This is a genomic window from Caballeronia arationis, assembly GCF_001544975.2.
In the GTDB taxonomy this organism is placed as follows: Bacteria; Pseudomonadota; Gammaproteobacteria; order Burkholderiales; family Burkholderiaceae; genus Caballeronia; species Caballeronia arationis.
This window is the reverse complement of record NZ_FCOG02000018.1, coordinates 81511-105999: the sequence shown is the minus strand read 5'-3', so window position 1 is coordinate 105999 and position 24489 is coordinate 81511. Positions and strand designations below refer to the sequence as shown.

23 protein-coding genes are annotated in these 24489 nt (G+C 64.5%); 11 read left to right on the top strand and 12 right to left on the bottom strand.

The window, feature by feature from the left end; genetic code table 11:
• Nucleotides 1-62: 62 nt before the first annotated feature.
• The gene (locus AWB81_RS13655) at nt 63-1379 is read left to right on the top strand and encodes an MFS transporter (RefSeq protein WP_062636125.1); all 1317 of its coding nucleotides are present in this window, start codon (nt 63-65) and stop codon (nt 1377-1379) included.
• A gap of 5 nt (nt 1380-1384) precedes the next feature.
• Here AWB81_RS13655 and AWB81_RS13650 read toward each other — a convergent pair whose 3' ends face one another.
• The gene (locus AWB81_RS13650) at nt 1385-2308 is read right to left on the bottom strand and encodes a LysR substrate-binding domain-containing protein (RefSeq protein ID WP_062636123.1); all 924 of its coding nucleotides are present in this window, start codon (nt 2306-2308) and stop codon (nt 1385-1387) included.
• Nucleotides 2309-2527: 219 nt separating this feature from the next.
• Between AWB81_RS13650 and AWB81_RS13645 the strand changes: the two genes are divergently transcribed.
• Genes AWB81_RS13645 through AWB81_RS13630 form a run of 4 tightly spaced genes read left to right on the top strand, consistent with a single transcriptional unit; the run spans nt 2528 to nt 7044 of the window.
• On the top strand, nt 2528-3703 hold the full coding sequence (locus tag AWB81_RS13645) for an L-rhamnonate dehydratase (protein ID WP_062636121.1): 1176 nt from the start codon (nt 2528-2530) through the stop codon (nt 3701-3703).
• A gap of 51 nt (nt 3704-3754) precedes the next feature.
• Nucleotides 3755-5056 (top strand): MFS transporter, encoded by a 1302-nt coding sequence (locus AWB81_RS13640; RefSeq protein ID WP_062636118.1) that lies wholly within the window; start codon nt 3755-3757, stop codon nt 5054-5056.
• Between the two features lie 24 nt (nt 5057-5080).
• A complete protein-coding gene (locus AWB81_RS13635) occupies nt 5081-6082 on the top strand; it encodes a 4-hydroxythreonine-4-phosphate dehydrogenase PdxA (RefSeq protein WP_062636178.1) in 1002 nt (333 codons plus the stop codon).
• Nucleotides 6082-7044 carry an amidohydrolase family protein gene (locus tag AWB81_RS13630; RefSeq protein WP_087134966.1) on the top strand — a complete coding sequence of 321 codons (963 nt, stop codon included), beginning with the start codon at nt 6082-6084 and terminating at the stop codon, nt 7042-7044. The genes AWB81_RS13635 and AWB81_RS13630 overlap by 1 nt, the downstream gene beginning before the upstream one ends.
• A 17-nt stretch (nt 7045-7061) precedes the next feature.
• Here the strand turns inward: AWB81_RS13630 and AWB81_RS13625 are convergent, their stop codons facing one another.
• A complete protein-coding gene (locus AWB81_RS13625) occupies nt 7062-7280 on the bottom strand; it encodes a hypothetical protein (protein WP_062636116.1) in 219 nt (72 codons plus the stop codon).
• 188 nt (nt 7281-7468) lie between these two features.
• Here AWB81_RS13625 and AWB81_RS13620 point away from each other — a divergent pair, with 188 nt between their 5' ends.
• Nucleotides 7469-8209, top strand: coding sequence for a DUF899 family protein (locus tag AWB81_RS13620; protein ID WP_062636108.1), 741 nt, complete (start codon nt 7469-7471; stop codon nt 8207-8209).
• 21 nt (nt 8210-8230) lie between these two features.
• Here AWB81_RS13620 and AWB81_RS13615 read toward each other — a convergent pair whose 3' ends face one another.
• The 5 genes from AWB81_RS13615 to kdgD form a co-directional block, all read right to left on the bottom strand.
• Entirely contained in the window at nt 8231-9739 is a 1509-nt protein-coding gene (locus AWB81_RS13615; protein ID WP_062636174.1) for an MDR family MFS transporter, read from the bottom strand.
• A 241-nt stretch (nt 9740-9980) separates the two neighbouring features.
• Nucleotides 9981-10937 carry a 2-hydroxy-3-oxopropionate reductase gene (locus tag AWB81_RS13610; RefSeq protein WP_268811740.1) on the bottom strand — a complete coding sequence of 319 codons (957 nt, stop codon included), beginning with the start codon at nt 10935-10937 and terminating at the stop codon, nt 9981-9983.
• Nucleotides 10938-11681 carry a FadR/GntR family transcriptional regulator gene (locus AWB81_RS13605; RefSeq protein ID WP_062636104.1) on the bottom strand — a complete coding sequence of 248 codons (744 nt, stop codon included), beginning with the start codon at nt 11679-11681 and terminating at the stop codon, nt 10938-10940.
• A gap of 174 nt (nt 11682-11855) precedes the next feature.
• The gene (locus AWB81_RS13600) at nt 11856-13217 is read right to left on the bottom strand and encodes an MFS transporter (RefSeq protein WP_062636102.1); all 1362 of its coding nucleotides are present in this window, start codon (nt 13215-13217) and stop codon (nt 11856-11858) included.
• An 81-nt stretch (nt 13218-13298) separates the two neighbouring features.
• Nucleotides 13299-14216 (bottom strand): 5-dehydro-4-deoxyglucarate dehydratase, encoded by a 918-nt coding sequence (gene kdgD / locus AWB81_RS13595; RefSeq protein ID WP_062636100.1) that lies wholly within the window; start codon nt 14214-14216, stop codon nt 13299-13301.
• A 237-nt stretch (nt 14217-14453) separates the two neighbouring features.
• On the opposite strand from kdgD, the gene garD reads away from it, so the two are divergent.
• Nucleotides 14454-16040 carry a galactarate dehydratase gene (gene garD, locus AWB81_RS13590; protein WP_062636098.1) on the top strand — a complete coding sequence of 529 codons (1587 nt, stop codon included), beginning with the start codon at nt 14454-14456 and terminating at the stop codon, nt 16038-16040.
• A 189-nt stretch (nt 16041-16229) separates the two neighbouring features.
• Entirely contained in the window at nt 16230-16622 is a 393-nt protein-coding gene (locus AWB81_RS13585) for a hypothetical protein (protein ID WP_143753709.1), read from the top strand.
• A gap of 208 nt (nt 16623-16830) precedes the next feature.
• Here AWB81_RS13585 and AWB81_RS13580 read toward each other — a convergent pair whose 3' ends face one another.
• The 3 genes from AWB81_RS13580 to AWB81_RS13570 all read right to left on the bottom strand — a co-directional run bounded on the left by AWB81_RS13580 (nt 16831) and on the right by AWB81_RS13570 (nt 19978).
• A complete protein-coding gene (locus AWB81_RS13580) occupies nt 16831-17619 on the bottom strand; it encodes an HpcH/HpaI aldolase family protein (protein ID WP_062636093.1) in 789 nt (262 codons plus the stop codon).
• A 165-nt stretch (nt 17620-17784) separates the two neighbouring features.
• Nucleotides 17785-18597, bottom strand: coding sequence for an NAD-dependent epimerase/dehydratase family protein (locus tag AWB81_RS13575; protein ID WP_062636091.1), 813 nt, complete (start codon nt 18595-18597; stop codon nt 17785-17787).
• A 70-nt stretch (nt 18598-18667) separates the two neighbouring features.
• A complete protein-coding gene (locus AWB81_RS13570; RefSeq protein ID WP_062636089.1) occupies nt 18668-19978 on the bottom strand; it encodes an MFS transporter in 1311 nt (436 codons plus the stop codon).
• Nucleotides 19979-20456: 478 nt separating this feature from the next.
• Between AWB81_RS13570 and AWB81_RS13565 the strand changes: the two genes are divergently transcribed.
• Complete coding sequence (locus tag AWB81_RS13565; RefSeq protein ID WP_062636088.1) at nt 20457-22469, top strand: glycoside hydrolase family 28 protein; 2013 nt, start codon at nt 20457-20459, stop codon at nt 22467-22469.
• Between the two features lie 73 nt (nt 22470-22542).
• Here AWB81_RS13565 and AWB81_RS13560 read toward each other — a convergent pair whose 3' ends face one another.
• Nucleotides 22543-22836, bottom strand: coding sequence for a hypothetical protein (locus tag AWB81_RS13560; RefSeq protein WP_062636085.1), 294 nt, complete (start codon nt 22834-22836; stop codon nt 22543-22545).
• A gap of 181 nt (nt 22837-23017) precedes the next feature.
• Here AWB81_RS13560 and AWB81_RS45685 point away from each other — a divergent pair, with 181 nt between their 5' ends.
• Nucleotides 23018-23176 carry a hypothetical protein gene (locus AWB81_RS45685; RefSeq protein ID WP_159938889.1) on the top strand — a complete coding sequence of 53 codons (159 nt, stop codon included), beginning with the start codon at nt 23018-23020 and terminating at the stop codon, nt 23174-23176.
• An 85-nt stretch (nt 23177-23261) separates the two neighbouring features.
• Nucleotides 23262-23708 carry a DUF3597 domain-containing protein gene (locus tag AWB81_RS13555; RefSeq protein ID WP_062636083.1) on the top strand — a complete coding sequence of 149 codons (447 nt, stop codon included), beginning with the start codon at nt 23262-23264 and terminating at the stop codon, nt 23706-23708.
• A 57-nt stretch (nt 23709-23765) separates the two neighbouring features.
• Here AWB81_RS13555 and AWB81_RS13550 read toward each other — a convergent pair whose 3' ends face one another.
• Nucleotides 23766-24440 (bottom strand): HAD family hydrolase, encoded by a 675-nt coding sequence (locus AWB81_RS13550; RefSeq protein WP_062636081.1) that lies wholly within the window; start codon nt 24438-24440, stop codon nt 23766-23768.
• Between the last annotated feature and the right edge of the window lie 49 nt (nt 24441-24489).

The following is a 24489-nucleotide window of genomic DNA, read 5'->3' as shown; positions in this document are numbered from 1 at the left end:
GCTGCATGCGAAGGACTGGCGATGACATCAAAGAAGCGCAGCCAAGCGCAACCGGAGGAGACATGTTTCATCGACCAAAAGTCACCCGCTCGATACTCGCGATCATGTGCGCGATGTCGTTCATCATGTATCTGGATCGCGTGAACCTGTCGGCGGCCGCCGGCGTGATCCGCGACGATCTGCATCTGACCAACACCGACGTCGGCCTCGTGTTCGCCGCGTTCGCATACACCTACGCGATCTGCCAGGTGATCGGCGGCTGGGTCAGCGACCGCTTCGGCGCCAAGACCACGCTCACCATCTGCGCTTCGATCTGGATCGTCGCCACCGTCGCGACGGGCTTCGCGGGCGGCGTCGTGTCGCTGTTCTGCGCGCGAATGCTGCTCGGTGTCGGCGAGGGCGCGGCGCTGCCCGCTCAGGCGCGCGCGCTGACGAACTGGTATCCCGCGAGCAAGCGCGGCTTCGTGCAGGGCCTCACGCATTCGTTCTCGCGCCTTGGCAATGCGGTGACGCCGCCGCTCATCGCGCTCATCGTCGCGTTTGCCTCGTGGCGCGCGTCGTTCATTCTCGTCGGCGTGCTGACGGCGATCTGGGTCGTCGTCTACGCCTGGTATTTCGCCGACAACCCGCGCAAGCATCGTCACATGACGGCCGAGGAAGAAGCTGAACTGCCGCCGGCGGGCAAGGTCGTGATCGAGAAGACGCGCGAGCCGACGCCGTGGGGACGACTCATCAAGCGCATCGGGCCGACGATGATCGTGTACTTCTGCTACGGCTGGACCGGCTGGCTCTTCTTCACCTGGCTGCCGACGTTCTTCATGCACGGACGCGGCCTCGACCTGAAAAGCTCGGCGCTCTTTTCGGCAGGCGTGTTCCTGTCAGGCGTGGTGGGTAATACGGCTGGGGGCGTGCTGAGCGACCGCATCCTGAAACGCACCGGCAACGTGGTCGCGGCGCGGCGCAACATGATCATCGTTGCATTCCTCGGCGCGCTCGTCTTCCTCGCGCCGGTCATGTTCGTGAAGTCGCTGCCGATCATGGCTGCATCGATGAGCCTTTCGTTCTTCTTCCTCGAAATGACCATCGGGCCGATCTGGGCCGTGCCGATGGACATCACGCCGAAGCACGTCGGCATCGCGAGCGGACTCGTCAACGCGGGATCGGCGGTGGCGGGCATTTTCTCGCCGATCGTGTTCGGCTTCATCGTCGATCACACCGGAAGCTGGACGCTGCCGTTCGCCGGATCGCTCGGGCTGCTCGCCGTCGGCATCGTGATGACGTTCTTCATGCGGCCGGATATCGCACTGGAGCCGGGCATCGGCTCGACTGACGTCACGCGCGAGCAGGATCTCGAACTGGCCGAAAGGCTCGGCCACTGAGGTTTCTACGCAGCCCGTATCGCGTCGATCACGAGTTGCGTCGCCGGGCTGATGCGGCGGTTCTTCCGCAGGATCAGCCCGTATGGCGCGAGGCGCCCGCGCAACGGCGTGGGCAGCGTCGCGATCGTATTGAGCGCCGCGTAGTATTGCGCGACTGAACTCGGCAGCACGGCGAGCATGTCGGAATCGCGCAGGAGCGAGAGCGTGGTGAGGATGGACGACGTCTCCACCGTGCTCACCGGCGGCGCGACACGCGACTCGCGAAACGTCTGGTCGATCACCTGCCGCATCGGACTCGGATGCGGCTGCACGATCCACGGATAGGCCGCCAGTTCCGCGAGCTTCGGTTTCGCGGGTGCATTCGCGACAGGATGCTCCGGCCGCGCGACGATCGAAAGCGCTTCTTCCGACAGCGTCTCGAAGCTCAGGTCGAGCGCCGGAAAGCCATACGGAATCCGCCCCACCACGATATCCAGCTGATCCTGCTGCAACGCCTGCACGAGCACGTCGCTCGTGTCGATCTGCACCGTGATCTGCAGGCGCGGATGCGCCTCCTTCAACGTGACGATCACGCGCGTGAGCAGGTCCGGCGCGGGCGCCATCACCGCGCCGATGCGCACCTTGCCGATGTCGCCTGCTTCGATGGCGGCAAGCTCCTCGCGCAACTCGTCCAGATCCTCGAACACCACGCGCGCATAGCGCATCACCGCCTCGCCGTAGATGGTCGCCTCCATGCCGCGCGCATGCCGCACGAAGAGCGACACACCGACCGTATCCTCCAAGTCCTTCAGTGCCTTGGTCGCGGCGGGCTGCGTCATCGCCAGTTCGTCGGCGGCGCTTCTGAGCGATTCGGTTTCCGAGAGCGCGACCATCAACTGAAGATGGCGCAGGCGCAGGCGTTTTCGGATGGTCGAGGCAGGCGCGATCATGCGAGCGATAACTCCAGGAAATAGACCGATTCGAATTATTCAATGGTCAGTTATCGCATATTTTCGCACACTAGCGTCACCAAAAACGACGCGCGCATCGACATCGCCGGACGCGCGGACGAGACGGAGACAGTCCGGAGAGCCTGCTTCATCACCCATTCGGCAACTGCGCCCGGCGAACGCCCGGGCCACTGACAACATCACGGAGATACACCAGCCATGAAGATCAAGCACATCCGCACGCGCGTTTTCGAATGGAAAGGCAAGGTCGTGCCGCCGCAGGCGCACTTCTGCACGAACGCCGTGGACATCCTGTACGAACGCGGCGACGCGATGGGCTCGTTCCGCTTTCATGGCTGGCTCGTCGTCGAGGTGGAGTGCGACGACGGCACGATCGGCATCGGCAATTGCGCGCTTGCGCCGCGCGTCGCGAAGCAGATCGTCGATGAATATCTCGCGCCGATAGCAATTGGCGAAGACCCGTTCGACAACGAATACATCTGGCAGAAGATGTACCGCCGCACGCTCGCGTGGGGCCGCAAGGGCATCGGCATGGCGGCGATCTCGGCGGTCGATATCGCGCTGTGGGACATCATGGGCAAGGCCGCGAAGAAGCCGGTCTTCAAGCTGCTCGGCGGGCGCACGAAAGAGAAGATCTGGTGCTACGCATCGAAGCTCTACAACAACGACGACCGCGATGCCTTCCTCTCCGAGGCGCAGGGCTATCTCGACCAGGGCTTCACCGCGATGAAGATGCGCTTCGGCTATGGCCCGAAGGACGGTCCGAAGGGCATGGCAAAGAACCTCGAACAGGTGCGCCTCTTGCGCGAGCTTGCAGGCGACGACATCGACATCATGCTCGAGTGCTATATGGGCTGGACGCTCGAATACGCGCGCCGCATGCTGCCGCGTCTTGCCGAGTTCAATCCGCGCTGGATCGAGGAGCCGGTCATCGGAGACGACGTCGAGGGCTATCAGGAACTGAAGAAGATGAACATCATCCCGGTCTCGGGCGGCGAGCACGAGTACACGAGCTACGGCTTCAAGGACCTGCTCGAACGGCGCGCGGTGGACGTGATCCAGTACGACACCAACCGCGTCGGCGGCATCACGGCGGCCCGCAAGATCAATGCGATGGCGGAGGCATGGTCGGTGCCGGTGATTCCGCACGCGGGCCAGATGCACAACTATCACCTGACGATGTCGACCACCGCGAGCCCGATGTCCGAGTTCTTCCCGGTGTTCGACGTCGAAGTGGGCAACGAGTTGTTCTACTACATCTTCGAGGGCGAGCCGCAGCCGGAGAACGGCTACCTGCAGCTTTCGGACGAAACGCCCGGACTCGGCATCACGCTCTCAGACAAGCATCTGGCCGATTTCGACATCATCGAGTAGCACGCAAGGCCCCACACCACGCCGCACACAATATCGATACCGGAGACAGCCATGCAGACACCCGCCGAAGCCCGCGCCGCCCCGCGCGACGCGGTTCACGCAGACCATGCCACCAGCGTGCGCTGGCGCATCTTCGGCGTGGTGTTTCTCATCACGCTCGTGAACCTCGTCGACCGCATCTCGCTGTCGATCGCGATGCCCACCATCGCGAAGGAGTTCGCGCTCTCGCCGACGATGCAGGGCCTGATCCTGTCGAGCTTCTTCTGGTCGTACGCGCTGTTGCAGATTCCGGGCGGCTGGCTGATCGACCGGTACGGTCCACGTCGGGTGATCGCGGGCGCAACGGTTCTGTGGGGTATTTTCCAGACGTTGCTCGGCGCGGCAACGGGCGGACTCTCGATGCTGCTCCTGCGCGTGGGGCTCGGCGGCGCGGAAGCGCCTCTCTTTCCCGCCGGCAGCAAGCTCAACGCGCTCTGGCTCTCGCGTCACGAACGCGCGCGCGGCGCGGTGCTGATGGACGCCGGCTCGCCGCTCGGCGCAGCCATCGGCGGGCTTGCGATCTCGAACCTGATCCTCGTGTTCGGCTCGTGGCGCATGGCGTTCATCGCGGCGGGTCTCGTCACGATTGCGTGCGGCTGGCTCGCGTGGCGCTATCTGCGCGACGATCCGGCGAGACACCCGGGCGTGAACGCCGCGGAGCTCGACCATATCCGCGATGGTGCGCCGCCGCTTGCGAGCGCCACATTCGCCGCCGACAATGAGCCGGCATTCCCGAAGCGCTCGGCCGTTGCCATGTGCATTGGCCGGATGAGCTGGGCGATGATCTTCTTCGGCCTGCTCACGTGGGGACCGAGCTATCTGACGCAGGCGCGCGGTTTGAGCCTCCAGCAGATTGGCACGTCGACGTTCTTCATCTTCCTGTCGGGCGCGCTGGGTTCGCTCGCGGGCGGCTTCCTCTGCGATGCGCTTTGCGCGAGCGGATTTTCGCGCGGCAAGGTGGTGAAGGGCATGGTCACGGTCTCGGGGCTGACGACGCTCGCCGTCTTCTGGTTGCTGCCGTCGATCACATCGGCGGTCGTGGCGGTCGCGGTGCTGTGCGCGGCGGCGTTCTTCCTGATGTGGGGCAGCCTCTACTGGAGCCTGCCGTCGCTGCTCGCGAGCCCGCGCCGCGTGGGGCTGCTCGGTGCGCTGATGAACTGCTTCGGCAGCATCGGCGGGGTTTCGATTCCGCTCATCACCGGCTTCATCCTGCAGCGCACCGGATCGTTCGACGCGGTGCTGCAGTTCTATAGCGCCTGCGCGCTCGTTTATATCTTCGGCTCGATCGCCATCGATCTGCGCCGCACACACTGAAAGCACGAATACAAGGTGAACACGATGAAACCTCGCATTGCTGTCCTGCTCGGCGATCCGGCCGGAATCGGCCCCGAACTGATCGCGCGTCTTCTGGCGCGGCCGGAGAACCGCGCTCGCGCCGATCTGCTCATCATCGGCGACCGGCGCGAGCTGGAGAAGGGCATGGAGATCGCAGGACAACGCTTCGACTACACACTCGTCGACGATGCGAAGTCCGCGGCCACGAATACCGCTGTGCCTTCGCTCATCGACTTTCGCCTGCCCGACGACGCACCCTACGAGCGCGGCGTATCGACGGAACGCGGCGGCCGCTACAGCCTCGAAGCGTTCAAAAAAGGGCTTGCGCTCACGCAGGCGAACGAGACGCAGGCGATGCTCTTCGCGCCCGTCAACAAGACGTCGATGCACATGGCGGGCATGGAAACCGGCGACGAGATGGAATGGTTCGCGCGCCAGCTTCACTACGACGGTGTCTTCTGCGAATTCAACGTGCTCGACGAACTGTGGACCTCGCGCGTGACCTCGCATATCGCGCTGAAGGACGTGAGCGCGAAGCTGACGCCGGAGCGCATCATCGGCGCGGTGCGGCTGATTCACGACGGCCTGAAGCGCGCGGGCAACGCGAAGCCGCGTATCGCCGTGTGCGGTTTCAATCCGCATAACGGCGACAACGGCGCGTTCGGCCGCGAGGAAATCGACGTGATCGCGCCGGCGATCGAAGAGGCGAAGAAGCTCGGCTACGACGCGCAGGGCCCGTTCCCCGCCGACACCATCTTCGTGCGCGCCCGCGACCAGAAGGTGTTCGACGGCGTCGTCACGATGTATCACGATCAAGGCCAGATCGCGATGAAGCTGATGGGCTTCTGGCGCGGCGTGACCGTGCACGGCGGACTGCCGGTGCCGATTGCGACGCCCGCTCACGGCACCGCGTTCGATATCCACGGCGCGGGCCGCGCAGACGTCGGGGCGACGCAGAAGGCGTTCGACATCGCGACGCAGATGGCTCTCGACCGGATGCGCTGATGCACACGCGAGAAACCGACATCGACGCGCTGCGCGTGCGTTTCCTCGCGACCGGCGACGACGCCCAGTTGCCCATCGTCGATGCGCATCATCACTTCTGGGACTTGCGGCACAACTACCATCCGTGGCTGTGCGACCGTCCGCGTATCCCGTTTCGCTACGGCGACTACGAGTCGATCTGCCGCGACTTCCTGCCCGATGACTATTTCGCGCAAGCCAATGGCCATCGCGTCGTGAAGACGGTGATGATGGAAGGCGAGTGGGACCCGCGCGATCCGCTCGGCGAAGCGCGCTGGGCGTCAGCGTTGAACGCGGGTTGCGGCTTGCCGAACGCGATCGTCGGACAGGTGTGGCTCGATCGCGCCGACGTCGAACACGTGCTCGGCGAATTCGAGTCGATGCCGCTCGTGCGCAGCGTGCGCCACAAGCCGAAGGCAGTGCCGCTGAGCGAGCACACGCCGACGTTTGCGGCGCCCGGCTCGATGCGCTGCGAGCACTGGCGGCGCGGCTACGCGTTACTGGCGAAAACCGGTCTCATGTTCGAGTTGCAGGCGCCGTGGTGGCACTTCGGCGAAGCGGCGGAACTGGCGCGCGATTTCCCCGATGTCGCGATCATCGTGAACCATACGGGACTGCCCGCCGATCGCAGCGAAGAAGGGTTGCGCGGGTGGCGCGCCGCGCTCGAGACGCTCGCTGCGTGTCCGAACGTATGGCTGAAGATTTCGGGCCTGGGCGAGCCCGGCGTGCGATGGAGTGGCGAGCGCAACGGGCCGGTCGTGCGAGATGCGTTGCGCATCTTCGGCTGGCAGTGCGCGATGTTCGCGAGCAACTTTCCGGTGGACAGCGTGGTGGTGTCGCTCGACGCGCTGTGGAGCGGCTTCAAGGCGATGGTGGCCGATCTTGCGCCGAAAGAGCGTCTCGCGCTCTTTCACGACAACGCCGTCGCGCTGTACCGGATCTGAGGCGGTATCCTCGACGGCTAGTCCCAGTAATTGCGGAACGCTGCGGCCGCGATGACGGGCACGGTAAGGACGAGCGGGATCGCGAAATATTGCACTTCCATGTCGACGATCCACGTGTAGATCAGCCAGCCGATTCCGGCGCACAGCGTCACGAGGCCGATCAGCGCGGTCAGCACATTGAGCGTGACGGTGGACGGACGGCGGCGCGTCTGTTCGTCGGTGGATGGCGGTTTCATCTGGAATCGCGGCTCGACGGCGGGCGCCGTCGGGAGAGTGGTCGATCAGGAAATTCTACTCCGACGTGCGGTTCGTCAGCGGAAAGCCCCTTGCCGGAAATATCGGGAGCAGTGTCGATTTGCGGGCATTTCGTTCGTCGTGGTGATAGGGGCGCTTCTGCCGCCCTTTACTCTAGAGGAGACGATCGATGCCTTCCGCAGACGAATCCCCGCAAGTTCTCAGGCCGGCCGAGGAACTCGGGCAGTCCAGGCGCCGTTTTCCCGGCGAAAGCCCGCAATACCGCGCCGCGCGCAATGCGCTGCTCGTGCAGGAAATCGAATTGCGCCGCCATATCGAGCGCGTGGCTGCACAGCGCCGCGCATTGCCGCCCGGCGGTGAGGTGCCCGAGGATTATCTGTTCGAAGGCGTCGACGGGCCGGTCACGCTTTCGCAACTGTTCGGCGCGCACGACACGCTCGTCACCTACAACTGGATGTTCGGGCCGCAGCGCCAGCGCTCGTGCCCGATGTGCACGTCCTTTCTGAGCGCGCTAGACGGCGAGATGCCCGATATCCTGCAGCGCGTCGCGTTCGCGGTGATCGCGCGTTCGCCGGTGCAACGGCTCGTGGGGTTCGCGAAGGAGCGCGGCTGGCGGCACTTGCGGATCTATTCCTCGGGCGGCAACAGCTTCAATCGCGATTACGCCGACGAGGACCCCGAAAAAGGCGACAACGCGGGTTTCAACGTCTTCGTGAAGTCGAACGGGACGGTGCGCCATTTCTGGGGCGACGAGATGGGGCCGGAGTCGGCCGATCCGGGCCAGGACCCGCGCGGCGCGCCGGACGCGATGCCGCTCTGGATCGTGCTCGACATGACGCCCGGCGGCCGCGGCACGGACTGGTATCCGAAGCTGGAGTACGGCGCGCCTGCAAAGGCGGACGGACGATAACGCGCCGCCCGGAGAAGCCCGTCAGTCTTCGACCGGCGCCAGTGGTTCGAGCGCCGGGCTTGGCGCGCGCCCCAATGCGACATGCGGCACGAGCACCGCGAACAGCACGATGAACACGCCAATCGCCAGCATCGCCCAGAAGGTCAGGTGCAGCGACGCATGCAGCACGAGCCGCACGACCGGCTCGCTGACTTCGGCGATGTGCCGCGCGTCGAGCAACTCGCGCAACTGCTCGGAGGTGATGGCCTTGCTGAGCGTGGAGTGGCTGAGTCCGTAGTTGAGCGCGGCGCCGAACGCCGTCGCGCCCAGCGTGCTGCCGAGATTGCGCGAGAACAGGTTCGACGCCGTCGCGCTGCCGCGCTGGTCGACGGTGACGATTTCCTGGATCAGCACGAGCGAACTCACGCTGAAGAGTCCCATCCCGAAGCCCGCGACGAGCGATCCGACTCCCGCAAGCACGGGTGAAGACTGCGGCGTGAGCAGCACAAAGAACAGCACGCCCGCCGGCACGAAGACGCTCCCGGCAACCAGAATCGGCCGCAGCCCGAAGCGATGGAACGAGCGCGCGGCAAGCGTCGCGCCCGACGGCCAGCCGACCATCATCATCGTGAGCGCGAGGCCGGCGATGACCGGGGCGCGGCCGAGCACGCCCTGCACGTACATCGGCAGGAACGTGGTCGCGCCCATCAGGATCATGCCGGAGAGCACCGTCGCCGCATTCGATGCCGCGATCGGCCGCCGGCTCCAGAGCCCGAACGAGATCATCGGCTCGACGGCGCGCCGCTCCTGCATCACGAAGAGCACGCCGAACACCACGCACGCGATGGCGGTGAGCGTCGCCGCGCGGTCCTCGGACGTTCCCGCGTAGGTCAGCGACATCATGAACGAGCCGATCGCAGCGGTGAACAGGACGGCGCCGAGCACGTCGATGGAGGGACGCGCGCTCCGCGGCGCCTCGCGCAGATAGGCGATGAAGCCCGCCGCCGAGGCGAGGCCGATCGGCACGTTCAGCCAGAAGATCCACGCCCACGACCAGTCGCGGATGATGAGTCCGCCCACCATCGGACCGAGCACGGCCGAGATCGCCCATACGCTCGCGAGATAGCCCTGCACCTTGCCGCGCTCGCGGGCCGGATAGAGGTCGGCTACGACCGTCAGCGTGACCGGCTGGATCGCGCCCGCGCCGATGCCCTGAATCAGCCGGAAGACGATCATCGCGGGCATCGACCACGCGAAGCCGGCAAGCACCGATCCGACCAGGAAGATGGCGATGCCGGCGAGGATGACCGGCTTGCGGCCGTACAGGTCGGCGAGCTTGCCGAAGATCACGGTCATCGCGGTCTGCGCGAGCAGGAAAGACGAGAAGACCCAGCTGTACAGATGCAGGTCGCCGATCTGCGAGACGATTTGCGGCATCGCCGTGGAGACGATGGTCGCCTCGATGGCGACCATCGCCATCGACGCCATCACGGCGGCAATCACGAACGCGCGTTTTGAAGCAGGATTCGAAGCAGAAGCGGGGCTGGTCATTGTTTTCGTGCGCAGATGCGGCGCGGCAGGCATGGACCTTACGCGAACTCAGTCGCGCGGCGAGCGCGGGATCGATGTATCGGCCGGGAGAAATGCCGGGCTGGAATGTTACACCCGGGCGATAAAGTCGGCTTGCTCGTCCATTGCCGACGCGGCGTGCAAGGCGCGGCCGCGCCCGGCGTGCAGCGGGGACGGGCATGACCGCCCGTTCGACCCGCGCCGCCGTGATGCTTTCAGAACCCTATTTCGACGACTGCCCGATCTCGTGGTTCGCCAGGACTTCGAGCGCGCGCACCATCGCCGAGTGGTCCCACGCGGCGCCGCCGTGCGCCGTGCACGCGTTGAAGAGCGCCTGGCAGGTCGCGGTGTTCGGCAGAGAGACGCCGAGCGCCTGCGCCGTCGACAGCGCGAGGTTCAGGTCCTTCTGATGAAGCTCGATGCGAAAGCCCGGGTTGAAGGTGCGCTTCGTCATGCGTTCGCCGTGCACTTCGAGAATGCGCGACGACGCGAAGCCGCCCATCAGCGCGGTGCGCACCTTTTCGGCGTCCACGCCCGCCTTCGAAGCGAGCAACAGCGCCTCTCCGACCGCCTCGATGGTCGCCGCGACGATCACCTGGTTCGCTACCTTGCACACCTGTCCCGCGCCGACTTCGCCGATCAGCGAGATGTTCTTGCCCATCATGTCGAAAAGCGGCTTGACGGTGTCGAAGGTCGCCTGCGAGCCGCCGACCATGATCGTGAGCGAGCCCGCCTTCGCGCCGACTTCGCCGCCGGAGACCGGTGCATCGAGATACTCGGCGCCGCGCTCGCGCACGCGCGCGGCGAAGTCGCGGGTCGCCATCGGCGAGATCGAGCTCATGTCGACGACGATCTGCCCTGCCTTCAGCTTGTCTGCGACGCCGTTCTCACCGAACAGCACGCGTTCGACGTCCGGCGTATCCGGCACCATGATGAAGATCACATCCGCCTGGCTCGCGACTTCGGCGGGACTGGCCGCGGCTTTCACGCCCGCTTGCGTCAGCTCGTCGGGCACGCCGCTGCGCGTGAACGCCGCGAGTTCGACGCCGTTCTTGCGAAGGTTGGCCGCCATGGGCTTGCCCATGATCCCGAGTCCGATGAATCCTGCCTTTTGCATGTGGTTCTCCTGATGAGGGGGTGGGGCGCCGTCGAAGCTCGCGTCATGGGCGACGCATTGCAATCAGGCCTTCGCTTCGGACGACTCGTTCGCTCGACGCAGCCGCTCCCGGCTGTTCGACAGATGCATGCGCATCGCCGCGCGGGCGCCGTCGGCGTCGTGGCGCGAGATGGCATCGAGGATGCTTTCGTGTTCCTGGTTGACGAGCGCGACATACGCCTTCGGGTCCGAATGTGCGATGCCCGCCGAATCGATGCGGTTGCGCGGAATCAGCGCGCTGCCCATTTGCGTGAGGATGTCGACGAAATAACGGTTGCCGGTCGCCTGCGCGACCGAGATGTGGAACTGCAGATCGGCTGCGACGCTGTCGCCGCCCATGCGACTCGTCGTTTCGATCGCGGCGAGGGCGGAGCGCATGCGCGCGAGGTCGTCCGGCTGCGCGCGCTGCGCGGCGAGCCCGGCGCTCTCGGTTTCGAGGCTGATGCGCAGTTCCAGCACGGAGAGCACGTCACGCAGCGTGGTGGCCGGCACCATGTCGATGCCGAGCTTTTCGCGACGCGGCTCCAGCACGAAGCTGCCGATGCCGTGACGCGTTTCGATCACCTCGCTCGCCTGCAGCCGCGAGATGCCTTCGCGCACGACGGTGCGGCTCACGCCGAGCCCGACCATCAGTTCGGATTCGGTCGGCAGCTTGTCGCCCGGCTTGAGCGCTTCCGAGGCGATCTGCTCCTTCACGAAGCTCACGACGGACTCCGCGAGGTTGCGGGCGCGGCGAGGCGCGGCGATGCTTGTGAATTGGGCGGCCATCAAAGCGCTCCTGAATCGGTCAATGCGTCGGTGAATGCGGCGAGAAGGGTCGATTCATTATAGCGTTGTCTGACGACTCGTCGACGGCCGTTTGAGGCAGCCGCGCTGGCCTTTCGCCTGTGCGCGCGGCGCTCCGGGCGGTCTGGTCGTATGTCATCGGACCCCGTCTTCCGCTCACTGCGCCACCGGCTGCCGAAGCTCGACGCGCTTGATGTCCTTCACGATCACGAGATAGCTGAACACGGTCAGGAGCGCGTTGACGCCGACGAACACGAGCGCACCGTTGAACGAGCCGCCGCTTTGCGCGACCAGGTAGCCAATCACGATCGGCGTCACGATGCCGGCGATATTGCCGAACATGTTGAAGATCGAGCCCGACAGGCCGATGGCTTCCCGCGGCGACGTATCCGCGACCACGGCCCAGCCGAGCGCGCCGATGCCTTTGCCGAAGAACGCGAGCGACATCAGCGCGACGACGATCCAGTCGGTGGAAACATAATTGCAGCCGATGATGCACGACGACAGCAGCATGCCGCCGACGATCGGCACCTTGCGCGCGACGGTGAGCGAATGGCCGCGCCGGATCAGCGAATCAGAGAGCACGCCGCCGAGCACGCCGCCCGTGAAGCCGCAGATTGCCGGCAGCGAAGCGATGAGACCCGCCTGCAGGATCGTCATGCCGCGCGCCTGCACGAGGTAGATCGGAAACCAGGTGAGGAAGAAGTAGGTCAGCACGTTGATGCAGTACTGCGCGAGATAGACGCCGACTAGCATGCGGTTGGAGAGCAGCTGGCGCACGAGCGACCAGCTCGTCGCGCGCGGTGCATCGCCCGCAGCGGCTTTCTTCGGGGCGTTGATGACGCCGCCGCCCTGCTCGATGTGATCGAGTTCGGCACGGTTCACGCGCGGGTGATCGGCGGGATTCTTCATGACCTTGAGCCAGGTCAGGGCGAGCAGCAGGCCCGCGATGCCCATCACGACATACACGTAGTGCCAGCCGAACTTGTGCGTGATCCACGCCATCAGCGGCGTGAAGATGACCGCTGCGAAATATTGTGCCGAGTTGAAGATCGCCGATGCGGTGCCGCGCTCGGCCGTCGGGAACCAGCTCGCGACGACTTTCGCGTTGGCCGGGAACGCCGGTGATTCGGCGGCGCCCATCGCGAAGCGCAGCACAAACAGCGCGGCGACCGCGGCCGCCGCGCTGCCGGCGAGGCCGACCGCGCTTTGCAGCAGCGTGAAAAGCGACCAGAAGAAGATGCTCGCCGCGTAGACGCGTCGCGCGCCGAAGCGGTCGAGGAGCCATCCCGCCGGCAACTGCGAGAGCACGTACGCCCAGCTGAACGCGGAGAAGATGTAGCCCATCTTGATCGCGTCGAAACCGAACTCGCCGCGCATCGCGGAGCCCGTCACCGAAAGCGTCGCACGGTCTGCGTAATTGAACGTCGTGATGATGAAAACCATCAGCAGGATCGTGTATCGGACGCTCGTGCGTTTCGCGACGCCAGCGGCGCTCGCAACGTGGGTCGTTTGCATGGCGGGTTTGTCTCCTTCCATCAACCTTGAATGTGCCGGTGTGCCGGCGGCGCCTGGGCCGCCGGCGTTTGATACTGAGTTTTACTGTGCGCCGAGCTTCTTGATGAGCACGTCGAGTTGCGCCAGTTCTTCCTCGTTCAGATCCGTGAGCGGAGCGCGCACCGGACCTGCGTCGTGGCCGACGAGCTTCGCGCCCGCCTTCACGATGCTGACCGCGTAGCCCGCACGGCGATTGCGGATCGCGAGATACGGCAGGAAGAATTCGTCGATCAGCTTGCCGACCGTCGCGTGATCGTCGGCGGCGATCGCGTGGTAGAAGTCCATCGCCGTCTTCGGGATGAAGTTGAATACCGCGGACGAATACACCGGCACGCCGAGCGCCTTGTATGCCGCTGCGTAGACTTCGGCCGTCGGCAGGCCGCCGAGATACGAGAAGCGATCGCCCAGACGGCGGCGAATCGTCACCATTGCCTCGATTTCGCCCACGCCGTCCTTGAAGCCGATCAGGTTCGGGCAGCGGTCTGCGAGGCGTTCCAGCATGTCGGCGTTGAGCTTCGAATTCGCGCGGTTGTAGATGATCACGCCCATCTTCGGTACCGCCTTGCAGACCTGCTCGGCGTGATCGGCGATGCCTTCCTGCGACGCTTCGGTCAGGTAATGCGGCATCAGCAGCACGCCGTTCGCGCCGAGGCGCTCGGCTTCCTTCGCGTATTCGATCGCGACGCGCGTCGGGCCGCCCGCGCCGGCGAGGATCGGCACCTTGCCCTTGCAGGTTTCGGTCGCGGTGCGGATGACGTTCGAATAGTCGCTCTTGGTCAGCGAGAAGAATTCACCCGTGCCGCCTGCGGCAAAGAGCGCGGTCGCGCCGTAGGGTGCAAGCCATTCGAGGCGCTCGGCGTAGGTGTCGGCGCGGAAATCGCCTTTGGCGTCGAAATCGGTGACGGGAAACGACAGCAGTCCTTCAGAGACGATTTGCTTGAGTTCTTGCGGTGTGGTCATGGTTGAATGTCCGTGGGCGGCGATGAATTTGAGAAGCCATCTGATACGTCATCGTACAACATGAATTTCGCAGATTCAACAAGGAATCTGCGATGCAGGCCCGCCTTTAGGGTAAATACCCACGGTCGAATCGTGTTGGCTAGTTGTAGGATGACGTATGATATAGCCGTGAAACTGACCGACACAAGGTGTCGCACGAATACAGAAGGGTCAAAAGGACCAAAAGGAACGGTTGACATGGAACAGTCTCCTCTCTACATACGCGTTCACCCGCAGGACAACGTCGCGATCGTCGTGAACGACGGCGGGCTGCCCGAGGGCGCGACCTTTGCCGATGGCCTGACGCTGCGCGAACGCGTGCCGCAGGGTCACAAGGTGGCGCTCGCCGACCTCGCCGAGGGTGACGAAGTGATTCGCTACAACGTCGTGATCGGCTATGCGCTCAAGAACCTGCCGAAGGGAAGCTGGATCAACGAGCACGTGATCCGCATGCCGAGCCCGCCGGGACTCGAAGGCCTGCCGATCGCAACCGTCAAGCCGCCCGCGATGCCACCGCTCGAAGGCTTCACCTTCGAGGGTTACCGCAATGCCGACGGCTCGGTGGGCTCGCGCAACATCCTCGCGATCACGACGACCGTGCAGTGCGTCGCCGACGTCGTGCAGCACGCGGTCACGCGCATCAAGGCTGAGTTGCTGCCGCGCTTTCCAAATGTCGACGATGTCGTGAGCCTCGGCCACACGTACGGCTGCGGCGTCGCGATCGACGCGCCCGACGCGATGGTGCCGATCCGCACGGTGCGCAACATCAGCCTGAATCCGAACTTCGGCGGCGAGGTGATGATGGTGAGCCTCGGCTGCGAGAAGCTGCAGCCCGAACGCCTGATGCCGCCGGGCACGATCCCGATCGTGACGACGGCAGTCGACGACGTGGCCGACATCGGCGATAACGGCGCGGACGATAACGGCGATGTCGTGGTGCTCCAGGACGAGGAGCATGTCGGTTTCCAGTCGATGATCGATTCGATCATGAAGATGGCCGAGCGGCATCTGGAGCGCCTGAACAACCGGCGGCGCGAGACGTGTCCCGCGGCGGACCTGGTGGTCGGCGTGCAGTGCGGCGGCAGCGATGCGTTTTCCGGACTGACGGCGAATCCGGCGGTCGGTTTCGCGACCGATCTGCTGGTGCGCGCGGGCGCGACGGTGATGTTCTCGGAAGTGACCGAAGTGCGCGATGGCGTCGACCAGTTGACGAGCCGCGCGGCGAATCCGGAGGTCGCGCAGGCGATCATCCGCGAGATGGCGTGGTACGACAATTACCTGAAGCGCGGCAGCGCGGACCGCAGCGCCAACACGACGCCGGGCAACAAGAAGGGCGGGTTGTCGAATATCGTCGAGAAGGCAATGGGGTCGATCATCAAGTCGGGCAATTCGCCGATTTCAGGCGTGCTCTCCCCGGGCGAGAAGGTGAAGCAGAAGGGGCTGATCTATGCTGCGACGCCGGCGAGCGACTTCATCTGCGGGACGCTGCAACTGGCGGCCGGCATCAATCTGCACGTGTTCACGACGGGGCGCGGCACGCCTTACAGTCTTGCCGAAGTGCCGGTGATCAAGGTCGCGACGCGCTCGGACCTCGCGCGCCGGTGGCACGATCTGATGGACGTGAATGCCGGGACGATCGCGACCGGGGAGGCGTCGATCGAAGATGTGGGCTGGGAGTTGTTCCGGTTGATGCTCGAAATTGCGAGCGGGCGGAAGCAGACCTGCGCAGAGGCGCTCAAGTTGCACAATGCGCTGGTGCTGTTCAATCCGGCGCCGGTGACCTGAGGGTCTAGCGGGCCTTCGTTTCGAAGGGCATTGTTCACCCTAGCCATTTATTGGTTTGCCCGATGAGGATCGCTGACACGAGGGTCCTTTCGAAGGCGTCGTCGAACTTAGGATTATTCGTGTAGCGCAACGCGACGACCGATCGACAAGCTCCCGTTCATTAAAAAATAAATGAACGGGAGGGAAGCGGTGCCCGTCGCTGCAGCGTTTCATCACAAATCGTATTCGCTCGACGCGCTGCGCGTGTCGAGCGCGAAAGACTTCAGTGTTCTTGGATTTGCCGGGGTCGAAGCCATCGACGAGGCGCGGCGGTTCAATATCACGTTCACCTATCCGCTTGCCGATTTACCGCGCGGCGATTATGTGAGCCGGCCGGCAACTTTCACACTTCAGCCCGTTTCCTTTAGCACGGCACCGGCCGCCAAGGGCCGCAAGATTCAGGGCGTGGTTCACCCCCGTCGCGAACCGACTCGATCGACGGCCGTGCTGTCGCGTATGAGGGTGATGCGGGTTCGTGTCCGAAGTGCGGCAGCGAAGGCCGCATTGTTTGCGCGGCACGCGAGTGCCGGCCATAGGCCTTAAGCGGCGACCGGTGCGAGTGCAAATGCGAACCGAAGCCGCATCTTATCGCGGGCCAAGGCGCGTGGAGCCGCATGTGTAGGTGACGGTAGGGAGCAGTCGCCGTGTCCGCCGATTCAGAAAATCCGCAGGGAAAAGCGACACGCGGTGCGCCTCAGGGTCGACGCGCACCCAGGCGCGTCAAACCTTGCAACGTAAAAAACTAACCGCCTCAATAACCCCCCGCAGTCCCCGCAGGCCCACCCGCCTTCATCTTCCCGATAACCTGCTGCGCCCCGGCCGCCATCAACCGCGCATCCGAACTGATGGTAACGAACTGAAACCCCATCGCAATTCGCTCAAGCGCCTTCTCCGGCGAGCCGTTGTGAATCCCGGCCACCACGCCATGCGCCTTGGCGCGCGCGAGGATATGCTCGATGGCCTCCGCGACCGGCGGGTCGACGTCGTCGAAAGTCGGCGTGCATCCCAGCGCGAGCGACAGATCCGAAGGACCGATATAGATCGCATCCAGACCCGGCGTCGAGACGATCTCCTCGAGATTGTCGAGCGCCTCGCGCGTCTCGATCATCGCGAGCACGACCACCGTGTCATTGGCCGCTTTCGGATAATCCGCGCCGCCGTACAGCAACGCGCGCACCGGCCCGAAGCTGCGCGTGCCCATCGGCGGATAATGCGTCGCGGCGACGAGCCGTTCCGCGTCCGCGCGACAGTTCACCATCGGACAGATGACGGCATACGCGCCCGCGTCGAGCACCTTCATCAGAATGCCGGGCTCGTTCCATGGCACGCGGGCCATCGGTACGGTCTGGGTCGTCGAAATCGCGGTGAACATCTCGACCGCCTTCTGATAATCGACCACACCGTGCTGCAGATCGACCGTCAGCGAATCCCATCCCTGATGCGACATCGTCTCAGCGGAAAACGCGCTCGGAATGGCAAGCCATCCATTGACGACGGCACCGCCCGCCTTCCAGATCGAACGAATCCGATTCTCACGCATGCTCGTGCTCCTCCTGTTCGCGGGCCGCGCACGGCCCGTCAACCCTTCATGTCGAAAATGCCGCTGGCTTGTCCTTGGATGGACATGCGCAGCACCACGGGACGGACGACTTCAATTCAATGGTAAGACGCGCCGCGCGTTCGCGGAAAGCTCCGTGCGGTCCGTTCAGCGCTTGCCGCCGCGCGCCTCCGGCGGCGTGAAGTCGATGCCGGCGAAGCTGCCGCCTTGATAACGCTGACCGATTGCATCGAGCGGATTCGGCTTCTTGAGGATCTCATCGGCGAAGTCTTCCGCGTTGCGCTCCGACCGGTAGCCGAGTCGCGCCGCGCCGTCGTTGTTCCAGTAGCTGCGCGTGTTCGCCGATACGCCCCACACGACGATGTAGCCGATATCCGGTGCATCGACGGTGCGCTCGACGATCTGCAGCAAATCCTCCTGCGCGAGCCATGTGCTCAGGTGCCGGAACTCAGTCGGCTTCTCGATGCAACTGCCGATGCGCACGCACACGCTCTCGATCCCGTGCTTGTCCCAGTACATGCGGGCGATGCCTTCGCCCCACATCTTGCTCAAGCCGTAGAAGCCATCGGGACGGAACTCGCAGTCGAGATCGAGCTTGTCTTCGACCGGATACATGCCGATCGCATGATTCGAGCTCGCGAACAGGATGCGGCGAACCTTGTTGCGGCGCGCCCCTTCATACACTTCGACGAGCCCGCGCAGATTGTTGTCGACGATCTCGGGCAGCGGGCGCTCGACGCTCGTGCCCGCCATATGGATCAGCACGTCGACGCCGGTGAGCAGCTGGTCGACGACCGCCGGATCGCGCAGGTCGCCGTGCATGACGTCCTCTCCCTCGACGAGCGGCACAAGTGCCTTCGAACCGCCCGCCGAGCGCAGGTCGTAGCCGCGCCCGATAAGCGCCTTTCGCAGCACGGTGCCGAGTTGTCCGCTTGCCCCGCTCAATGCAATCTTGGTCACGATATGGTTTCCTTCTTGAAGGTTGACTCGGCCGCGCGCCGGTCCTGTGGCGCAGTCGGCCATCGACGGGTCAGCGTCCGGTGCTCGCGGCCGGCGTTGCAATCTTCGGTGCGCGCAGCGTGCCCGAGTAATCGCTCGGCCGGAGCAGGAACCATGCGACGGTAGCACCGATGATGTCGAAAAGCACGAGGCAGACAAAGAGCGGGTTATAGCCGATGGTGGTCGCCAGCGCGCCGACCATCAGCGAAAAGATCATCCCGCCGAGCCAGCCCATCATGCCCGAGAGGCCGGTCGCCGTGCCGACTTCGTGCTGGCCGAAGACGTCGGAGGCGAGCGTGTAGAGCGCACCCGAAATCGTCTGATGGCCGAAGGCGCCGAGGCAGAAGAGTCCGATCGCCACATACGGGCTCGTCGCAAAGCCGATGCAGGCCGGGCCGAACATGAACAGCGTGCCGACGATCATCACCAGCTTGCGCGACGTAAGGAGCTGCGTGTTGAACTTGCGCAGCAGGAAGGGAGCGAGATAGCCGCCGAAGACGCAGCCGAGGTCGGCGGCGAGAAAGGGCAGCCAGCCGAACAGCGCGATCTCCTTCAGGTTCATGTGCCGCACGGAGACGAGATAGAGCGGAATCCAGAAGTTGAAGGTCTGCCATGCCGGCTCGGCGAGAAAGCGCGGAATGCCGATGCCCCAGAAGCGGCGCGTGGAGAGCAGTTGCTTCCACGAAGGACGCTTGGTCGATGTGAGCTTGCCTTCTTCCTGGCCGCTCAGGATGTATTCGCGCTCGCCTTCCGAGAGATTCGGATGGTCGGCGGGCGAGCGGTAGAAGAAGAGCCACAGCGCAACCCAGATGAACGCGACACCGCCCGTCACGACGAACGCCGTCTGCCAGTTGAACTGGAGGATGCAGAACACGACCAGCGGCGGCGCGAGCATCGCGCCGACCGACGTTCCGGTATTGAGCCAGCCGGTCGCGACCGAGCGCTCCTTCGCCGGGAACCATTGCGTGATGGTCTTCATGCCCGCCGGGAAGATCGCCGCCTCGCTCATGCCGAGCAGGCCGCGGAAGAACGCGAGCGAGCCCCAGCCGGTCGCGAGGCCGTGCATCATGTTCGACGCCGCCCAGGCGGTCGCGAAGATCGCGAAGCCGATTTTTAGCCCGACGACGTCGAGGATATAACCCGCGACAGGCTGCATCACCGTGTACGCGCCCTGGAACGCGGCGACTACGTACGAGTACTGCTGCGTGGTCATGTGCAGCTTGTCGGTGAGGGTCGGCGCCGCGACCGAGAGGGAACTGCGGGCGAGGTAATTGAAGATGGTCCCGAGCATGATCAGCCCGACGATCCACCACCTCAGTCCCTTGATCTTGTCTGTCAGCATGGCGTGTCTCCTTCCAGTTGCGTAGGTGTTGCTGCGGCTAGGGTTGCCGTTGAATCTAAATATGTGACGTCGTACAACTATCGAGCGTCTAATTTCGTGAAGATGTACGACAACTTTCGGTGAATCGTGATGCCCTGTCAATGGAAAACGATTAACTAACGGGTAAACACGGACAGCTTCTTAGCCTTTCAAAGCCTTACACACAGGGTTTATACGGTCCAGGATCGCTGGAAAAGTTGCTTGACGTCTGCCTGACAACTTGGATATTGTCAGCGACATCGCGGCGGATAAACCGCTGAGGCGCTGGATAGAAAATGTTCTTAGTTGTATGACATCGTTTCTATGCAGCAATGAGAACAGCGACCGGAGTCGTTGTGGACGAGTCCGGGCAAACGTTTTACGTCGGCCGCGACCAGCACGGAAATACACGACCACAACCCACCGTGAGCAACCGGCCCGGCCGGATAAGGAGACGAGAATGAAGCAATCGAAGGACAGGACGCTGGACCGCACGCCCGTCGCGTTGCATTCGCCTGCGCGACGCACTTTCGTGAAGTTCGCGGGCGCATCGGCGGGTGCGTCGCTTTTCGGCACGCTCGGCGTGCTCGGCGGCTGCGGCGGCAACGACGATTCCGGATCGACCACGACGCCGCCCGTCGTCGAAGATCCGATCTGGGGTTCGACCGGCGCGGGCACGCAGATCATCAATGCCCTGCAGGGCGTGGCGCAGTCGATGTTCCCGAGCCGCCAGTTCATCGTCACGGATTACGGCGCCAAGCCGTGTGCGGTCGTCGTCGCGGCGAACCCGTACACCGACCCGTCGAAATCTCCGCTCAGCACGGGCGCCGACCAGACGAACGCGCCCGGCTCCTTCGATTCGCGTCCCGCGTTCCTCGCGGCCATCGCGGCGTGCAACGCGGCGGGCGGCGGAAGCGTGGTCGTTCCGGCGGGCACGTGGTACTGCGCAGGCCCGATCGTGCTGCTCTCGAACGTCAACTTTCACCTGAGCGCGAACTGCACGATCTACTTCAGCCCGAACCCCGCCGATTACGCGAAGGACGGCCCGGTCGACTGCGGCACCAACGGCAAGCTCTACTACAGCCGCTGGCAATCGAACGACTGCCTGAACTACGGCCCGCCGGTCTACGCGCGCAACCAGACGAACGTCGCGATCACCGGCGAAGGCAACACCTCCGTGCTGAACGGACAGGCGATGACGCCTTTCGCCGGCACGGGCAATACGAGCACCTGCTGGTGGACCTGGAAGGGCAACAGCGGCGCCTACGGTTTCGCCGGCTCGTCGACGCCGTCGCAGGCGTATTCCAACCCGAATAACGTCGACCTGAAGACGGCCGCGCCCGGCATCTCCGATACGCTCTACAAGCAGCTCACCGATCCCGCCACGCCCTGGCAGCAGGACCAGAACTACCTGCCGGCGTTGTCGGAGGCGGGTGTCGCCATCGAGAAGCGCATTTTCGGCATCGGCCACTACCTGCGGCCGTGCATGGTCGAGTTCATCGGCTGCACGAACGTGCTGATGGAAAGCTATCGCACCAACAACACTCCGTTCTGGCAGCACCATCCGACCGACTGCAAGAACGTCGTGATCCGCACCGTGACCGTGGACAGCATCGGCCCGAACAACGACGGTTTCGATCCCGACGCCTGCGACATGGTGCTGTGCGACAGCGTCGTGTTCAACACCGGCGACGACTGCATCGCGATCAAGTCGGGCAAGAACCTCGACAACGAATACGGCCCGGCGCAGAACCACGTCATCCAGAACTGCACGATGAACAGCGGCCACGGCGGCATCACGCTCGGCAGCGAAATGGGCGGCGGCGTGCAGAAGATCTACGCGCGCAATCTCGCGATGCTCAACCAGTTCTGGGCGACCAATTCGCTCAACATCGCGATCCGCATCAAGACCAACATGAACCGCGGCGGCTTCGTGAAGGATTTCTACGTCGACAACGTGACGCTGCCGAACGGCGTGAGCCTGACGCCTTCGGGCTACGGCAGCAGCCTGCTCGCGGGCAGCCCGATCAATGCGAGCGTGCCGCTCGGCGTGTCGACGGCCGCCGCCGCGAACCCGTCGGCGGCGCAGGGCGGGATCGTCACCTTTGACTGCGACTACCAGCCGTCGAAGGACGCGATCCGCACGCGTCCGGCGCTCGTGCAGAACGTCAATATTTCGAACGTGAAGGCGAGCAACGTGACGCTGAACGGGCTGACGGGCTCATGCTTCCAGGCGATCGTCGCGCAGGGTCCGGTCGCGTTCGACTACAACGGCCCCGCCCCGGCACCGACGATTCCCGCGATCGCCGGCGTCACCATCACCAATTGCGACTTCGGCACGCCGGTCGCCGCCGGGCCGGCCACCTCGACGACGCCCGGGCCGATCTACGCGTACAACGTGCACGACATCACGCTGAAAAACACGCTGATCGCGGGCAAGACGATGAATACGACCGTGAGCGACGCGCGCTAGCGCGAATCGCGAACCGGCCGGGCTGCGGGGTGCGGGCCCGGCTGCGGTTCATCCGATGGACGGAGGCGGTGCCTTACCACCGCGACGGCGCCTGCGTCGACGGCATGCCGTTTTTGTCCTGCGCAGGCGCGGTGTCGGCGGGCGCCGGCGTCGCGTTCACGCCGCCTGTGGCGCTTTGCGTGTCGGTGACGCCGCCATAGGACATGTCGGTGGTGGACTGCGCCGACTGGTTGGCGTTGTGCTGCATCATGGCGCGCGCGGTCGGCGGGGCGCTGCGCGTTTCCTGGCCGCCTGCTATTTCCGGCAATGCGAGTAGGACGAGGCCGGCCGCGGCGGCTGCTGCGGTCAAAACGAAAGTGGATTTCATTTTGATGCTCCTTGCATGAGGCTTCGGGGGCGGGAGTCCCTGGCTCGCGCGAGATGGGTTCGAATCAAATGTGCGCGCCGCGACTATTCGCGCGCGCGTTCCGGGGAAGCGGCTCTTGCGTTCTTAAGAAAACGCTTAACGACTGGCGCCGACTGCGATTCATACGGCTAAGGATGCATGCGTGCGTGCCGGTTTTTTGCTTCCTGCTTTTGTTATAGGGCGCCGCTTATGCGGCGGCTGGCATTTTTTAGTCGGCGTTGCAATTCGGCATCAACATGAAGAAAACGCTTCTGATGCGCGAGACATCGCCGAGCGCGAAACGGCCTCGGTCAGCCGATAAACGGGCGGATCAGCGCAAATTGAATGGCTGGGAACGATCGTTGCGTTTCCGGACGAGGCGATCAGCCCACTTCACGGAGACCGACATGAGCATCTTCTCGACCATCCTCAACAAGATATTCCCGCACGACCATCCGGCGGCCTCAGGTTCCGGCGCGGCCGCGGCGCCCGCCACGCCGCAACAACCGAGTCCCGCGGGCGCGACCGCCGCGCCGTCGCGTTCGTCGACGCCAGCGGCAGCGGGCGCCGTCCAGCCGCCCGTCACACCGATGCCGGTCGTGGATGTCGAAGCCGTTCTCAGCAGCATGCAGGCGAATCAGGGGCAGGAACTCAACTGGCGCACGTCGATCGTCGATCTGATGAAACTGCTGGGGCTCGACAGCAGCCTCGCCGCGCGCAAGGAACTGGCGACGGAACTGCATTACAGCGGAAACACCGAGGATTCGGCCGCGATGAACATGTGGCTGCACAAGGCGGTCATGCAAAAACTCGCGCAAAACGGCGGCAAGGTGCCCGACGACCTCAAGGACTGATCAGCGACGACGCTGAATCGGGGAGATCCGCGCCGGTTTCGCGCGGACTCCCGTCAACTACGGCCGCGCGGCCACCTCATCCAGGTGCAGCAGTAGGTCCGCCGGATCTTCGTATACGCGCAGCGCGCCCGCGCGTTCCAGTTCATCCATTCCATACCCGCCCGACAGCAGGCCGACGCCGAGCGAGCGGCAGCGTCGCGCGGCGAGCATGTCCCAGATGCTGTCGCCGACCACCACCGTGTGCTCGATCGATACGCCGAGCCGCTCCGCCGCCGCGATGAACAGGTCGGGATCGGGCTTCGCGTATTTCACATCGTCGCGCGTGACGACGACCGCCGTCGCCGGATCGACGCCAAGCGCCGCCAGATTCACCGCCGCCGTTTCCATCCGGCCGCTGGTCGCAATGGCCCAGCGCGTGCCGGCGTGTGTCAGCGCCGCGAGCAGCTCGCGCGCGCCTGGCAGCGGACACACCTGTGCGCGCAGCCGCTTGTACGCGTCCGCATGCGAGCGCCGCAGCCGTTCGACGCGGTCCGGACTGATCTCGCCGTGCGTCTCGCGCAGCAACTGGTTGGTGAACAGGCCGCCGCTCATGCCGATCTTGCGATGGATGCGCCACACCGACAGTTCGATCCCTTCATCGTCGAGTGCTTCCTTCCACGCCAGCACGTGCTGGTAGACGCTGTCGACGAGTGTGCCGTCGAGATCGAACAGGAACGAGGTTTCGATTCGCATGATGTCAATCCTTGGAAGAGTTTGCGACAGGCGGCGCGCCGGCGGTGTC

Excerpts from the sequence above, each read along its gene's own strand:
- AWB81_RS13615 (WP_062636174.1), bottom strand. The coding sequence starts at position 9,739 with ATGACCAGCCCCGCTTCTGCTTCGAATCCTGCTTCAAAACGCGCGTTC.
- AWB81_RS13580 (WP_062636093.1), bottom strand. The coding sequence starts at position 17,619 with ATGCGTGAGAATCGGATTCGTTCGATCTGGAAGGCGGGCGGTGCCGTC.
- AWB81_RS13565 (WP_062636088.1), top strand. The coding sequence starts at position 20,457 with ATGAAGCAATCGAAGGACAGGACGCTGGACCGCACGCCCGTCGCGTTG.
- AWB81_RS13645 (WP_062636121.1), top strand. The coding sequence starts at position 2,528 with ATGAAGATCAAGCACATCCGCACGCGCGTTTTCGAATGGAAAGGCAAG.
- AWB81_RS13600 (WP_062636102.1), bottom strand. The coding sequence starts at position 13,217 with ATGCAAACGACCCACGTTGCGAGCGCCGCTGGCGTCGCGAAACGCACG.
- AWB81_RS13630 (WP_087134966.1), top strand. The coding sequence starts at position 6,082 with ATGCACACGCGAGAAACCGACATCGACGCGCTGCGCGTGCGTTTCCTC.
- AWB81_RS13620 (WP_062636108.1), top strand. The coding sequence starts at position 7,469 with ATGCCTTCCGCAGACGAATCCCCGCAAGTTCTCAGGCCGGCCGAGGAA.
- AWB81_RS13550 (WP_062636081.1), bottom strand. The coding sequence starts at position 24,440 with ATGCGAATCGAAACCTCGTTCCTGTTCGATCTCGACGGCACACTCGTC.
- AWB81_RS13650 (WP_062636123.1), bottom strand. The coding sequence starts at position 2,308 with ATGATCGCGCCTGCCTCGACCATCCGAAAACGCCTGCGCCTGCGCCAT.
- AWB81_RS13605 (WP_062636104.1), bottom strand. The coding sequence starts at position 11,681 with ATGGCCGCCCAATTCACAAGCATCGCCGCGCCTCGCCGCGCCCGCAAC.
- garD (WP_062636098.1), top strand. The coding sequence starts at position 14,454 with ATGGAACAGTCTCCTCTCTACATACGCGTTCACCCGCAGGACAACGTC.
- AWB81_RS13625 (WP_062636116.1), bottom strand. The coding sequence starts at position 7,280 with ATGAAACCGCCATCCACCGACGAACAGACGCGCCGCCGTCCGTCCACC.
- kdgD (WP_062636100.1), bottom strand. The coding sequence starts at position 14,216 with ATGACCACACCGCAAGAACTCAAGCAAATCGTCTCTGAAGGACTGCTG.
- AWB81_RS13655 (WP_062636125.1), top strand. The coding sequence starts at position 63 with ATGTTTCATCGACCAAAAGTCACCCGCTCGATACTCGCGATCATGTGC.
- AWB81_RS13640 (WP_062636118.1), top strand. The coding sequence starts at position 3,755 with ATGCAGACACCCGCCGAAGCCCGCGCCGCCCCGCGCGACGCGGTTCAC.
- AWB81_RS13560 (WP_062636085.1), bottom strand. The coding sequence starts at position 22,836 with ATGAAATCCACTTTCGTTTTGACCGCAGCAGCCGCCGCGGCCGGCCTC.
- AWB81_RS13555 (WP_062636083.1), top strand. The coding sequence starts at position 23,262 with ATGAGCATCTTCTCGACCATCCTCAACAAGATATTCCCGCACGACCAT.
- AWB81_RS13570 (WP_062636089.1), bottom strand. The coding sequence starts at position 19,978 with ATGCTGACAGACAAGATCAAGGGACTGAGGTGGTGGATCGTCGGGCTG.
- AWB81_RS13635 (WP_062636178.1), top strand. The coding sequence starts at position 5,081 with ATGAAACCTCGCATTGCTGTCCTGCTCGGCGATCCGGCCGGAATCGGC.